Below are 13356 nucleotides of genomic sequence, written 5' to 3' on the forward strand. Positions count from 1 at the left end.
TTGTGGGTTGCATCAAGCCGGTAACGGCACCAGCGGTGCATTCACCGGCTGCAACGGCAGCAGCGGTGCGTGCGGGTCAGCCTCGATGGAGGCGTGCCAGGCGGCCAGCCATTCGGGGTGACGCTGGTTCCAGACCTGCTCGTGCAAGCGCGACAGGGCCACCGGGTCGCTGAGCAGCATCAACCGTTCGTGGTTGTTGAGCTTCTCGGGGCCGGCCTTGAGGGCCTGCTCGATACGCTCTGCGCGCAAGGCTTCGATCGGTGCCGCCACGCGGTGGCGCGAGGTCGCCATGGCGTAGGCCAGGGCGTTCTGCTGCGGGTCGACCACGGCGCGAACAAAGCCGTCGTTGAGTGCATGCCAACGGTTCTCGTGGGTGTACTGATCGGTGGACTGCAGCTCTTTGGGCGTTTCGTATTCCTCAGGAATCAGGAACAGCTTCTCGTCACGCGCCTTCAGGCCCAGACCTGTACGGCTGGAGATCACCGACACCGGAATCGACAGCATCAGCGACACCACGATCGGCGCCAGCCACCACAGGAAGCTTGGGTTCAGCCAGGCCACCAGCAGCGTCCAGGCGATGCCCAGCAGCGTCTGCGGACCATGACGCTTGACCGCCTCGGACCACGGCGTGGAGTCGTCGTCACGTTGTGGCGAGTTCCAGGTCGCGGCCCAGCCCAGGAAAGCGGCGAGTACGAAGCGGGTGTGGAAAATCATCCGTACCGGTGCCAGCAGCATCGAGAACAGCATTTCGACGAACATCGACACCGTGACCTTGAACTTGCCACCAAAGCCGATCGCGCCCTTGGCCCAGATCAGAATCACGCTGAGCAGCTTGGGCAGGAACAGCAGCACCACGGTGGTCGAGAACAGCGCGACGGCTTTTTCCGGGTGCCACTGCGGCCACAGCGGATACAGCTGGCGCGGCTCCAGGAAGTAGGTTGGCTCCATCAGCGTGTTGACCGCCAACAGCGCGGTCGACAGCACCAGGAAGAAGAACCACAACGGCGCCGACAGGTACGACATCACGCCGGTGAGGAACACCGCCCGGTGCACCGGGTGCATGCCCTTGACCAGAAACAGACGGAAGTTCATCAGGTTGCCGTGGCACCAGCGACGGTCACGCTTGAGTTCGTCGAGCAGGTTGGGCGGCAGTTCTTCGTAGCTGCCCGGCAGGTCATAGGCAATCCACACGCCCCAGCCGGCACGGCGCATCAGCGCAGCTTCGACGAAGTCGTGAGACAGGATGGAACCTGCGAACGCACCTTTACCAGGCAACGGCGCCAGGGCGCAGTGCTCGATGAACGGCTTCATGCGAATGATCGCGTTGTGGCCCCAATAGTGCGATTCACCCAGTTGCCAGAAGTGCAAACCCGCGGTGAACAGCGGCCCGTACACCCGGGTGGCGAACTGCTGCAAACGTGCATACAGCGTGTCCATGCCCGACGCCCGTGGCGCGGTCTGGATGATGCCGGCGTCTGGCGTGGCTTCCATCAGGCGCACCAGGCTGGTCAGGCATTCGCCGCTCATCACGCTGTCGGCATCGAGCACGACCATATAGCGGTAGTCGCTGCCCCAGCGGCGGCAGAAGTCGTCGAGGTTGCCGCTTTTGCGTTTTACGCGACGGCGGCGACGGCGATAGAAGATCTTGCCGAACCCGTTGGTCTCGCGGCACACGTCCAGCCAGGCCTGTTGCTCGGCCACGGCAATGTCGGTGTCGTTGGTGTCGCTGAGCACGAAGAAATCGAAGCGGTCCAGGTCGCCCGTGGCGGCCACCGACTCGAAGGTGGCGCGCAAACCTGCAAATACACGCGGCACGTCTTCGTTGCAGATCGGCATGACCAGCGCAGTTCGGGCACCCACTTCAATCGGCTCGTTGCCGGCGCTGGCCCCGGAGATGCGATATTTATCGCGCCCGGTAATCAGCTCCAGAAAGCCCATCAGTGCGGTCCAGAAACCGGCCGATACCCAGCAGAACAGAATGCCGAACAGCAACAGAATGCTGGTCTGCAAGGCATACGGCAGCACCTGCATGGCAGTCTGCACAAAGGTCTGGCGGGTGATTTCGTCCAGCGACACCAGCGACCAGCCTTGATACGGCAGGATGCCTTTCATGTACCAGCCGGCCACGATGGTCTGGCCAAGCATCAGCACCAGCAGAATGTAGCGACGGATCGAACCGACCGTGCGCCAGCGCGCCTTGGGCAAGTCGCGCGGCAAGTCGTCGACCGGCTTCGGCGGATTGCTCTTGCCGGTCAGGCGCCGCCAGCCACGCACCAGAATGTTGGTGCGCCAAGGCTCGGGCACCACACGGGTACGGCGAATCGGCGGTGCGGTTTTCAGGCAGATGCGGCCGTTACCATCAACGGCGAGCATTTCGGCTTCGCGCAGTTCGTCGGCAGTGGCCAGGGTCAGGCGTGTGCCTACCGAAGCCTGAGCGGCCTCGGTGGACAAAGCGCCCGACTGCGCCGACAAGCGCTGGTGCAGTTCGGAGAAGCTGGAGCAACTGGCAAGTTCCGCCCGCTGCTCGTCGCTCATTGGCAAGTGTGCCAGGTACTCGCTCAGAGACTCTGGCGCCGTTTGAGAATTACTCATCGCTAGGCAACTGGTAGCTCCAGGTCTCGGTCAGGACTTGCAAAGTCTTGGCCGGCTCTGGAAGGGTGGGCGCAGCTTCGGTTGCAGGCTGCTGAGGCTCAGTGGCGTTCTTGGCAGCGTTGTCCTTGCCAGCCTCGGTCTTGGCGACTTCCGGCTTGGTTTCAGGCTTGGCAGCGTCGGCTTTGGCAGCATCGGCCGGCGCCTTGCCAGCTTCCGCCTTGCCAGCTTCCGGCTTGGCGGCTTCTGGCTTGGCAGCTTCGGTCTTGCCCGCTTCAGCGACCTTGACCGCATCGGCCTTGGCCACGGCTTTTTCGTCTTTCACTGCACCCGCAGTCGCCGGCTTGCTCGGTGCCTTCTTCTCGTCCGAGACCAGCAGCGCAGGTTCCTTGCCAGGTTCGGCCGGGATTTCACGCAACAGGTAGGCACGCATTTCGATCGGGCGGCTGGTGTCCTTGACCTTGATCCGCAGATTCAGGCGGTAGCCTTTGGTCACCGGGTTGTAGCGCAGGGTGTTCTCGACCAGCTCGGTGTTCTCATCGGTGGTCACCTGGCTGCGAATGGTCTTGTCTTCCGGCAGCGCGGACAGTACCGGGCCGACGAAATCGACCAGGAACGCCATGGTGCCATCAGGCTGGCGGATCAGGTTGGCCTGACGCACGTCACCGATCGAGCGCAGGGTTTGTTTGACCCAGCCCAGATCCGGTGAGTGAATCGCGTTTTCGTCCATGGTCCAGTGGATGCGGTAGTTGAAATCGACCGGCTCGCCAGCGGCAGGCAGGGTTTCAGGCTTCCAGAAGGCCACGATGTTGTCGTTGGTTTCATCGGCGGTCGGAATCTCGACCAGTTCGACCACACCCTTGCCCCAATCGCCACGCGGCTCGATCCAGGCGCTTGGGCGCTTGTCGTAGCGGTCGTCGAGGTCTTCGTACTGGCTGAACTCGCGGCCACGTTGCAGCAGGCCGAAACCACGCGGGTTCTCGACCGAGAAGCTGCTGACCGACAGGTGGCGCGGGTTGTTCAGCGGACGCCACAACCATTCACCATTGGCTGCCTGGATCGACAGGCCACTGGAGTCGTGCAGTTCGCGACGATAGTTCTGTACGCGCGGCGGCTGATGAGTGCCGAACAGGAACATGCTGGTCAGCGGCGCAACGCCAAACTTGGTGACCTTGTCACGCAGGTACATGCGCGATTTCACATCGACGCGGGTATCGGAACCTGGACGCAGAATGAACTGGTAGGCACCAGTGGCACGCGGCGAATCGAGCAGTGCGTAGATGACCAGGTGGCCATCTTCGGCATTAGGCTTTTCGATCCAGAACTCCCTGAAGCGCGGGAATTCTTCACCGGAAGGCACGGCGGTATCGATCGCCATGCCACGGGCAGACAAGCCGTAGACCTGACCCTTGCCGACGACGCGGAAGTAGCTCGCGCCCAGCATGGTCATGATTTCGTCTTGCTTGTCGTCCTTATTGATCGGGTAAGTGACCTTGAAGCCGGCATAACCGAGCTTTTCTGTGGCCTTGGGGTCGAACTTCATTTCGCCGAAGTCGAAACGCGCCGGGTCGTACTTGATCTCGTCGACCGTGGTGGCGGTCACTTCGTTGATCTTGACCGGGGTGTCGAAGTGCATGCCCTGGTGATAGAACGACAGTTTGAACGGGGTCTTTTCGCCCGCCCACTCGGCCTTGTCTTCACGGAAACGGATCTTCTGGTAGTCCGCGAATTTCATATCGCGGAATTCACCCGGCAGGTTGCTCCTGGGAGCCTCGAACTTCTGCCCGGCCAGGTCTTTTGCCCTTGCAGCCACATCATCAAGATTGAATGCCCACAACTGGCCCGAGCCAAACAGGCAGACCAATGCAGTGCTAGCCATCAGCGCATTACGCAGCCGGGCGACAGGTGTCTTTGGAGCATTACAGGGACTAACAATCACGAGCAACCCTCGCCGAAAAACAGATTAAAGAACCAACGGCCAGCTATCCAGTGCCGGTTGGCGAGCATTGTTCGGACTCCGAAAGGGCTTAATGATTCCCCAACTCGATGCCGAACTGACTTCGCACTTCCCTCCGGCAAGCCATCCGTGATGGCCATTTAGCGCGCGATTATCCTGTAGCGCGCGTGACAACGCATCACCTGTGACAAAGTTTTTATTGCCTTGGTACGCAATGACTACAGGGTTGTTAGAACCAACGGTTTTGTCAGGTGTCGAGCAGGAAGGTTACCGGGCCATCATTGACCAGATGCACCTGCATGTCCGCACCAAAACGGCCCGCTGCAACCTGTGGATGAGCGGCATTGGCCTGTTTCAGAAGATAGTCGAACATTTCACTGCCGAGTGCCGGCGGTGCCGCTTTCGAGAAACCCGGGCGCATACCGCTACGCGTGTCGGCTGCCAGGGTGAACTGAGAAACCAGCAACAAACCGCCCTCTACATCACGCAAGGACAGGTTCATCTTGCCGTCGGCATCACTGAACACCCGGTAATTAAGCAGCTTGTGCAGCAACTTATCGGCACTGGCCTGCGTGTCTTGAGGCTCGACGCCCACCAATACCAGTAAACCCTGGTCGATGGCCCCGACCACTTCACCGTTTACCTCCACGCGTGCACTGCGCACGCGTTGCAACAAGCCTTTCATGCAAACTCCCGTAGGAGCGGCTTTAGCCGCGAAGGGCCACACCGCAGATTTGTGACATCGACTTCCCGGCTAAAGCCGGTCCTACGCCTCTTCGGGCGACAAGTCGAGCAGGTTTTCGGCGATTTGCGCAGCGGCGCGCACCAGTGCGTCGGCGATGCCGGTTTCGGCCGCCGAGTGCCCGGCGTCGCGGATGATCTGCAGCTCGCTGCCCGGCCAGGCCTGGTGCAGATCCCAGGCATTGTCCAGTGGGCAGATCACGTCATAGCGACCATGCACGATGATGGCCGGCAGGTGCGCGATCTTGTGCATGTCGCGCAGCAGCTGGTTTTCTTCCAGGAAGGCATTGTTGACGAAGTAATGGGTTTCGATGCAGGCAATCGACAAGGCACGTTGCGGTTCGCAGAAACGGTCGACCACTTGCGGGTTGGGACGCAGCGTGGCAGTGCGGCCTTCCCAGCCCGACCAGGCCTTGGCGGCGTGCATCTGGGCAATCTGGTCGGGACCGGTCAGGCGCTTGTGGTAAGCGGCCAGCAGGTTGTCGCGCTCCTCGACCGGGATCGGCGCCAGAAAGTCCTGCCAGAAATCGGGAAACAGACGGCTCGCACCGGCCTGATAAAACCACTGGATTTCCTGCGGGCGGCACAAGAACACACCACGCAGAATCAGCGCGTGCACCCGGTCGGGGTGGGCCTGGGCATAGGCCAGCGCCAGGGTCGAGCCCCACGAGCCGCCAAACAGCACCCATTTGTCGATGCCCAGATGCTCGCGGATACGCTCCAGGTCTTCGACCAGGTGCCAGGTGGTGTTGTTTTCAAGGCTGGCGTGCGGCGTCGAGCGGCCACATCCGCGCTGGTCGAACGTTACGATTCGGTATAGGTTCGGGTCGAAGTAGCAGCGGCTTTGCGCATCGCAGCCCGCGCCCGGCCCGCCATGAATGAATACGACCGGCAAGCCGTCCGGCGAGCCGCTTTCATCGACGTAGAGCACATGCGGAGCTTCTACGGCCAGATCGTGCCGGGCATAAGGTTTGATCTGCGGGTACAAAGTCTGCATAGGTGCTCCATGGTCCGTTTCGTGGGCGTGTTCGGCAAAGCCATTGCCGGCATCATAAACCCGAAATCATTAATCAGCATGCTGTGCATCAAGCGTCACTGTGGAACGATAGATGCAAGCAATCTGCCAGGCCTTGAATCGCGAACCTGCGCAGCTCCACCGGGTCAGAGCGTGTTGCGTGTCATGACTCAATTACGATTTTTTTCAGGAAATAACCCGCGACACGCCTACAGTCTAAAGATCTTCTCTCCATTCGCCTGACTACTTGAGGTCGTACCGATGTCTCAGGAACCCCTTGTTCGTGACGCTGAAGTAGCTGCATTTCGCGCTGCTGTCCTTGCCAAACTCACTTATGCGGTGGGCAAGGACCCTGACCATGCATTCGAGCATGACTGGTTCGAGGCCGTTGCCCTGGCCGCCCGCGACCACATGGTCGAACACTGGATGGACCATACCCGGCAGATTTATCGCGAGGTCAAAAAGCGCGTTTACTACCTGTCGCTGGAGTTTCTGATCGGCCGTTTGCTGTATGACAGCCTGAGCAACCTGGGCCTGCTGGAAATTGCCCGTGAGGCCATGACCGAACTGGGAGTCGACATCGAACGTATTCGCCTGCTCGAACCCGATGCCGCACTGGGTAACGGCGGCCTGGGCCGCCTGGCGGCCTGCTTCATGGAAAGCATGTCGACACTGGGCATCGCCGCGCACGGCTATGGCATCCGCTACGAACACGGCCTGTTCCGTCAGGCCGTCGTCGATGGCTGGCAGCAGGAGCAGACCGAAAACTGGCTCGACTTCGGCAACCCGTGGGAATTCGAGCGTCCTGAAGTCGTGTACCCGATCGGCTTTGGCGGTTATGTCGAGACCGTACAGAACGAGGCCGGCGAAACCAGCCAGATCTGGCGTGCGGGCGAAACCGTACGCGCGATTGCCTACGACACCCCGGTGGTCGGCTGGCGCGGTGCCAGCGTCAACACCCTGCGCCTGTGGCGCGCCCGGGCCGTTGGCGACCTGCATCTGGAACGCTTCAACGCCGGTGACCATTTTGGTGCAGTGGCCGAGGTCGTGCGCGCCGAAAGTATTTCTCGCGTGCTGTACCCCAACGACGCCACCGAGGCCGGCCAGGAGTTGCGCCTGCGTCAGGAATACTTCTTCGTCTCGGCGTCCCTTCAGGACCTGCTGCGTCGTCACCTGAACATGCACGCCACGCTGACCGACCTGGCCGATCATGCCGCGATTCAGATGAACGACACGCACCCCTCGATTGCCGTGGCCGAGCTGATGCGCCTGCTAATCGACACCCATGGCATCGCCTGGGACCAGGCCTGGAAAATCACCGTCGGCACCCTGGCCTACACCAACCACACCTTGCTGCCCGAGGCGCTCGAAACCTGGTCGGTCGGCCTGATGGAACGCATGCTGCCGCGCCACATGCAGATCATTTACCTGATCAACGCCCAGCACATCGACACCTTGCGCGCCAAGGGCATCCACGATTTCGAGGTGCTGCGCGCCGTTTCGCTGATCGAAGAAGACAACGGCCGCCGCGTGCGCATGGGCAACCTGGCGTTCCTCGGCTCGCACAGCGTCAATGGTGTGTCGGCCCTGCACACGCAACTGATGCGCAAGACTGTGTTTGCCGAGTTGCACAAGCTGTACCCGGAGCGCATCAACAACAAAACCAACGGCATCACCTTCCGCCGCTGGCTGTTCCAGTCCAACCCCAAGCTGACCAAAATGCTGGTCGAAAGTCTGGGCGAAGAGATTCTGGACAACCATGAAACCGGCCTGCTCGCCCTGGAACCGTTTGCCGAGAAAAGCTCGTTCCGCAAACAATTCGCCGACCAGCGCCTGCACAGCAAGCGTGCCCTGGCGGCAATCATTCATGAGCGCCTGGGGATCGTGGTCAATCCGGCGGCGATGTTCGACGTGCAGGTCAAGCGTATCCACGAGTACAAGCGCCAGTTGCTCAACCTGTTCCATACCGTGGCGCTGTATCAGGCCATTCGTGCAGAACCGGGCACCGACTGGGTACCGCGGGTGAAGATCTTTGCCGGCAAGGCGGCGGCCAGCTATCACTCGGCCAAGCTGATCATCAAGCTGACCAACGACATCGCCCGCACCGTCAACAACGACCCGACCGTGCGCGGCCTGCTCAAAGTGGTGTTCCTGCCCAACTACAACGTCAGCCTGGCCGAAAGCATCATTCCGGCAGCCGACCTGTCCGAGCAGATTTCCACCGCCGGCCTTGAAGCGTCGGGCACCAGCAACATGAAGTTCGGCCTGAACGGCGCGCTGACCATCGGCACGCTCGACGGCGCCAACGTCGAAATGAGCGAGCAGATCGGCCTGGAACACATGTTCATCTTCGGCATGAGCGCACAACAGGTCGAAGCGCGCAAACGCGCCGGCGATTTCAGCGCGCATTCCGACGTGGCCGCTTCCGGGCGCCTGAACGATGTATTGCAAGCGATTCGTGGCGGGGTGTTCTCGCCGGACGATCCGAACCGCTATGCGGGCCTGATCGACCAGTTGCTGGCCTACGACCGCTTCCTGGTGTGTGCCGACTTCGATTCGTACTGGGACGCGCAGGCCAAGGTCGAGGAAACCTGGCACGACTCCAAGAAATGGTGGCGTTCGGCGGTGCTCAACACGGCGCGGATGGGCTGGTTCTCGTCCGACCGGACCATCCGCGAGTACGCTGGCGAAATCTGGAAAGCACTGGATTAAAAGGCCGAAAATTCAATAACCCTCCCGCGCGACGATCTCCTCGTCGCGCGGTCCAACCCTCGTTACACTCCCTTCTCTAATTACCGCCTGCTCGAAAAGGATGTCGTCACGTGCCCTGGTTAGTTCTGTTACCTGCAGTGCTTCTGTTGGGCTATGCCGTGCTCAGTAATGACTTCACTGCAATCATTACCGCACTCATCGGCTGGTTGACCTGGCAGGCGTTGCAGTTGAAGACGCAGGCCGCCCGGTTGAGCGACACGCAGCAGACCATCGAGGCCTTGCAGAAGCGCCTTGTACAACTGGAATCGGCAAGCAAGAACCCCGCAAGTCCTGTACCGGCAGAACCGGCCAAGGCGCCGCCCAAAGTCACCTTCTACCAGCCGGCCACCGAAGTTGAACTGACCTGGACCCTGCCGGCCGCTCCCTCGCCCGCCATACCGCCTCCGGCGGCGAAACCCGCGCCGACACCGCCCCCACACACGGCGCCAACCCCAACGCAAAAAATCTCGCCACCCGCACCGAACATCGTCGATCAGGCCGTCGCCTCGGCACGCGACTGGTTGCTGGGCGGCAATACAGTGCTGCGCGTCGGCCTGGTGTTGCTGTTTCTCGGCCTGGCATTTTTGCTGCGCTATGCCACCGAAGGCATGGTCGTACCGATCGAAGCGCGCTACACCGGCGTCGCGGCGGCCGCGCTGGCCTTGCTGGGACTGGGCTGGTGGCTGCGCGGGCGCAATCCCGGCTTTGCCTTGATGGTGCAAGGCGCCGGCATCGGCGTGCTGTACCTGACCGTATTTGCCGCCATGAAACTGCACCCGCTGCTCGACCCGACGCTGGGCTTCGGCTTGCTGGTCGCCATCATGGTCTGCTCGGCGATTCTGGCCGTGACCCAAAACTCACTGGCGCTGGCCTGCGCAGCAACGCTGGGCGGCTTTGCCGCACCACTGCTGGCCTCGACCGGGCAAGGCAGCCATGTGGCGCTGTTCAGTTATTTCGCCCTGCTCAACGCTGCTATTTTCACCATCGCCTGGTTCAAGGCCTGGCGCTTGCTGAACCTGATCGGCTTTGTCGGCACCTTCGGCATCGGCTTCGCCTGGGGCATGAAAAGCTACACACCCGCACTGTTCTGGAGCACCGAACCCTTCCTGGTGCTGTTCTTCCTCATGTATCTGGCCATCGGCCTGTTGTTTGCCCGACGCAAATTGCAGGAGGCCGAGAGTGGTCCGGCCGATAACAGCCACGCCGCGTTGCTGCGCTGGACCGCCCGCCAAGGCGATTATGTCGACGGCAGCCTGCTGTTCGGCACGCCGCTGGTGGGCTTTGGCCTGCAATACGCACTGGTCGAACATACCGAATTTGGCGCAGCCTTCAGTGCTTTGGCCTTGGGCCTGTTGTACATGGGCATCGCGCGCCTGCTGGTCAACCGGGTCAGCGAGCGCGCCACCTTGCTGGTCGAGGCCTGTCTGGCGCTGGGCGTGGTGTTTGCTTCGCTGGCCATTCCGCTGGGCCTGGACGCCCGCTGGACCACCAGCGCGTGGGCCATTGAGGGCGCGGCCATTTTCTGGCTTGGCCTGCGCCAGCAACGCTTGCTGGCGCGGGGCTTTGGCCTGTTTCTGCAAGTGGCCGCAGGCCTGGTGTTTCTTGAGACCTTGAACAGCGGCTATTCGCCCTGGCAGCTTGATGGCGATTTCTGGACGCCGATGGTTCTGGCCCTGGCCGCAGGCGTCAGTGCCTGGTGTTGCCAGCGTCTGCCTGAATCGTTACGCAGCGACCCGTTGTTGCTCGGCAGGCTGCTGCTGGCCTGGGGTGGTTTCTGGTGGGCATTATCGCTGAGCCTTGCGGTGTCGCGCTTCGCACCGCCTGGCTGGCAGCTGACCTGGCTGTTGCTGGCCGCTGCCGTCAGCGTGGCCCTGTGGAGCGTGCTTGCCCTGCGCCTGCGCTGGCCGGGCATGGCCTTGCTGTGCTGCGCCCTGATGCCAGTGAGCGGCCTGTTGCTGCTCGGCGCGCTGGCCTTCGATTATCACCCATTTGCCCACGGCGGCTGGCTGGCCTGGCTGCTGGTGGCTGCCGTGCACCTGTTGAGTCTGCGCCGTCTGGCGCCGAGCCTGCCTGCGCACCTTGTGGATGGCGCGCATGTGCTGGGCTGCTGGGTGCTGCTCGGCATGCTGGCGGCAGAGTTGCGTTTTGCGCTGCTGCACCTGGCCGAACAGCGCAATGCCTGGCGCTGGCTGGGCTGGGCGCTGCTGCCAAGCCTGTATCTGTGGGCAATGGCTGCGCGCCGCGAATGGCCATGGCCGGTGGCCGCACACCCGCGTGCGTATCGGCTGTGGGCCGCAGCGCCCCTGGCGGCCTTGATGCTGGCCTGGTTCTGGCTGGCCAATATCATCAGCGACGGCAGTGCCGAACCGCTGCCGTATATAGCCCTGCTCAACCCGCTGGAGCTTGGCCTGCTGCTGGCGCTGGGCGGCACCTTGCTGTGGCTGCAACGCTATTTGCCGCAACTGGGCGTCGACGCGGTACAGGCCCGTCAGGCGGTGTGGCTGGTGGCTGGCGCCTCGCTGTTTGCCCTGCTGACCGCGATGGTCATGCGCAGCGTGCATCACTGGAGCGGCGTGCCGTGGAACACCGGCGCGCTGCTGGGCTCGATGACGGTACAAGCCAGCCTGTCCATTGCCTGGACCGTGATGGCGCTGGCGCTGATGATCGGCGGGCACCTCAAGGTGCGCCGCGAAGTGTGGCTGGCAGGCGCGGCGCTGATCGGCGTGGTGGTGGTCAAACTGTTCTTCGTCGAACTGAGCGACCGCGGCTCGATGGCGCGGATTGTTTCGTTCATAGGTGTTGGCATATTGCTATTGGTAGTGGGATATTTCGCACCACTACCACCGAAATCTTCTGTCATACAATTGGACGAAGAGCCCGGAGCCGCCAAACCGTGAGGAATCGTTCTTGAGTCGTCCGCTGATCATGAAAATCGCCGTACTGGGCCTGGCATGGACGGCGATGCTCGCCCATGCCCAGGACAAGCCGGCCGATTTTGCCAGCCAGACGCCGCTGACCCTCAGCGGCGAAGGCCCGTGGTTCCGGCTCGAGCTGCCCCTGGCGGTACAGTTGAATGCGCGCCAGCCCGACCTGTCCGACTTGCGGGTATTCAACGCGCAAGGTCAGGCCATGGCCTATGCCTTCGCCCGTGAGCCTGCGCAGGTCGAGACAGAACCCGAGCCGGTCGCAGTCAAGTGGTTCCCGCTGTACAGCGCCGCCGACAGCGACGACAGCGCGCCGGGCATTCGCATCCAGCGCGCCAGCAACGGCACGGTGATCGAGGTCCAGCCGCAAGTGACCATCGAAGCCGGTGAAGAGGTGCTGCGCGGCTGGTTGCTCGATGCCAGCGCGGTCAAGGCGCCGCTGGAGCAACTGCTGATCGACTGGAGCACCGAGCGCGAAGGTTTTCAACAATTCAGCATCGAGGCCAGCGACGACCTGCAAACCTGGCAAGCGTGGGGCGACGGCCATGTGGCGCGCCTGTCGTTTGCCGACGAGGTGGTCGAGCAACGTGAAGTCGGCTTGCCGGGCCTGAATGCACGCTATTTGCGCCTGCTCTGGCGTTCGCCACAAGGCGCGCCGACCCTCACCGCCGCCCATGTATTCAGTGCCCGCCCCGACAGCCCGGCGCTGCCGTTGACCTGGTCGGGCCAGGTGGGCGGCAACGTCGAGCAGCCCGGCCAGTACGTCTGGCAACTGCCGGTCAGCCTGCCGTTGCAACGCGTGGTCGTCGATATCGACGAACCCAACAGCCTGGCCCCCGGCACACTGTATGGCCGGCTGGATGCTACCCGGCCGTGGCAGACGATCGGCAGCAGCCTGCTGTACCGCCTGCCGCAAAACGGTGAAGAAGTGGTACAGGACCAGATTCAACTGAGCGGCCAGGTGGTGCGCCAGTTGAAACTGGAAATCGACGAACGCGGCGGTGGCCTTGGCGAAAAGGCGCCCAAACTGCGCTTTGCCGTGCAGGCCACGCAAGTGGTGTTTCTGGCCAAGGACAAAGGCCCGTTTGTACTGGCTGTGGGTAACCCGACGGCCAAAGCGGCCAACCTGCCGCTGGGGACGCTGATTCCCGACCTTGACCCGCAGACCCTGGCGACGCTGGGCAAAGCCCAACCCATAGCGCCACCGACCGCCAACCTTGCGGCCCCGCTGCCGATGAACGAGCCACCCTTTGACTTCAAGCGTCTGGGGCTGTGGGCCATACTGGTTCTGGGCGCAGTATTGCTGGCCTGGATGGCCTGGAGCACCTTGCGCGCGTCACGACCGCGATCGTGATACGCGGCGCCATCATCTGGCCCTT

The 13356-nt window shown here is 62.3% G+C and carries 7 protein-coding genes; 3 read left to right on the forward strand and 4 right to left on the reverse strand.

What is annotated here, in order from left to right; all coding sequences use genetic code 11:
• Nucleotides 1-12 precede the first annotated feature (12 nt).
• From mdoH to pip, 4 genes are all read right to left on the reverse strand, one after another.
• On the reverse strand, nt 13-2592 hold the full coding sequence (gene mdoH / locus ACYP2A_RS17345; protein ID WP_459746834.1) for a glucans biosynthesis glucosyltransferase MdoH: 2580 nt from the start codon (nt 2590-2592) through the stop codon (nt 13-15).
• Nucleotides 2585-4528 (reverse strand): glucan biosynthesis protein G, encoded by a 1944-nt coding sequence (locus ACYP2A_RS17350; protein WP_459746835.1) that lies wholly within the window; start codon nt 4526-4528, stop codon nt 2585-2587. Before ACYP2A_RS17350 ends, mdoH begins: the two co-directional genes overlap by 8 nt.
• A gap of 265 nt (nt 4529-4793) precedes the next feature.
• Nucleotides 4794-5231, reverse strand: a complete 438-nt coding sequence (gene dtd / locus ACYP2A_RS17355; RefSeq protein ID WP_459746836.1) for a D-aminoacyl-tRNA deacylase — start codon at nt 5229-5231, stop codon at nt 4794-4796.
• 81 nt (nt 5232-5312) lie between these two features.
• Nucleotides 5313-6284 (reverse strand): prolyl aminopeptidase, encoded by a 972-nt coding sequence (pip, locus tag ACYP2A_RS17360; RefSeq protein WP_459746837.1) that lies wholly within the window; start codon nt 6282-6284, stop codon nt 5313-5315.
• Nucleotides 6285-6563: 279 nt separating this feature from the next.
• On the opposite strand from pip, the gene ACYP2A_RS17365 reads away from it, so the two are divergent.
• The 3 genes from ACYP2A_RS17365 (at nt 6564) to ACYP2A_RS17375 (ending at nt 13331) form a co-directional block, all read left to right on the forward strand.
• Nucleotides 6564-9014 carry a glycogen/starch/alpha-glucan phosphorylase gene (locus tag ACYP2A_RS17365; RefSeq protein WP_459746839.1) on the forward strand — a complete coding sequence of 817 codons (2451 nt, stop codon included), beginning with the start codon at nt 6564-6566 and terminating at the stop codon, nt 9012-9014.
• A gap of 110 nt (nt 9015-9124) precedes the next feature.
• A complete protein-coding gene (locus tag ACYP2A_RS17370; protein ID WP_459746840.1) occupies nt 9125-11950 on the forward strand; it encodes a DUF2339 domain-containing protein in 2826 nt (941 codons plus the stop codon).
• Nucleotides 11951-11978: 28 nt separating this feature from the next.
• The gene (locus ACYP2A_RS17375; protein WP_459746932.1) at nt 11979-13331 is read left to right on the forward strand and encodes a DUF3999 domain-containing protein; all 1353 of its coding nucleotides are present in this window, start codon (nt 11979-11981) and stop codon (nt 13329-13331) included.
• The last annotated feature ends 25 nt before the right edge of the window (nt 13332-13356 follow it).

The sequence above is a fragment of the Pseudomonas sp. 3A(2025) genome (genome assembly GCF_054589175.1).

Excerpts from the sequence above, each read along its gene's own strand:
- mdoH (WP_459746834.1), bottom strand. The coding sequence starts at position 2,592 with ATGAGTAATTCTCAAACGGCGCCAGAGTCTCTGAGCGAGTACCTGGCA.
- dtd (WP_459746836.1), bottom strand. The coding sequence starts at position 5,231 with ATGAAAGGCTTGTTGCAACGCGTGCGCAGTGCACGCGTGGAGGTAAAC.
- pip (WP_459746837.1), bottom strand. The coding sequence starts at position 6,284 with ATGCAGACTTTGTACCCGCAGATCAAACCTTATGCCCGGCACGATCTG.
- ACYP2A_RS17365 (WP_459746839.1), top strand. The coding sequence starts at position 6,564 with ATGTCTCAGGAACCCCTTGTTCGTGACGCTGAAGTAGCTGCATTTCGC.
- ACYP2A_RS17375 (WP_459746932.1), top strand. The coding sequence starts at position 11,979 with ATGAAAATCGCCGTACTGGGCCTGGCATGGACGGCGATGCTCGCCCAT.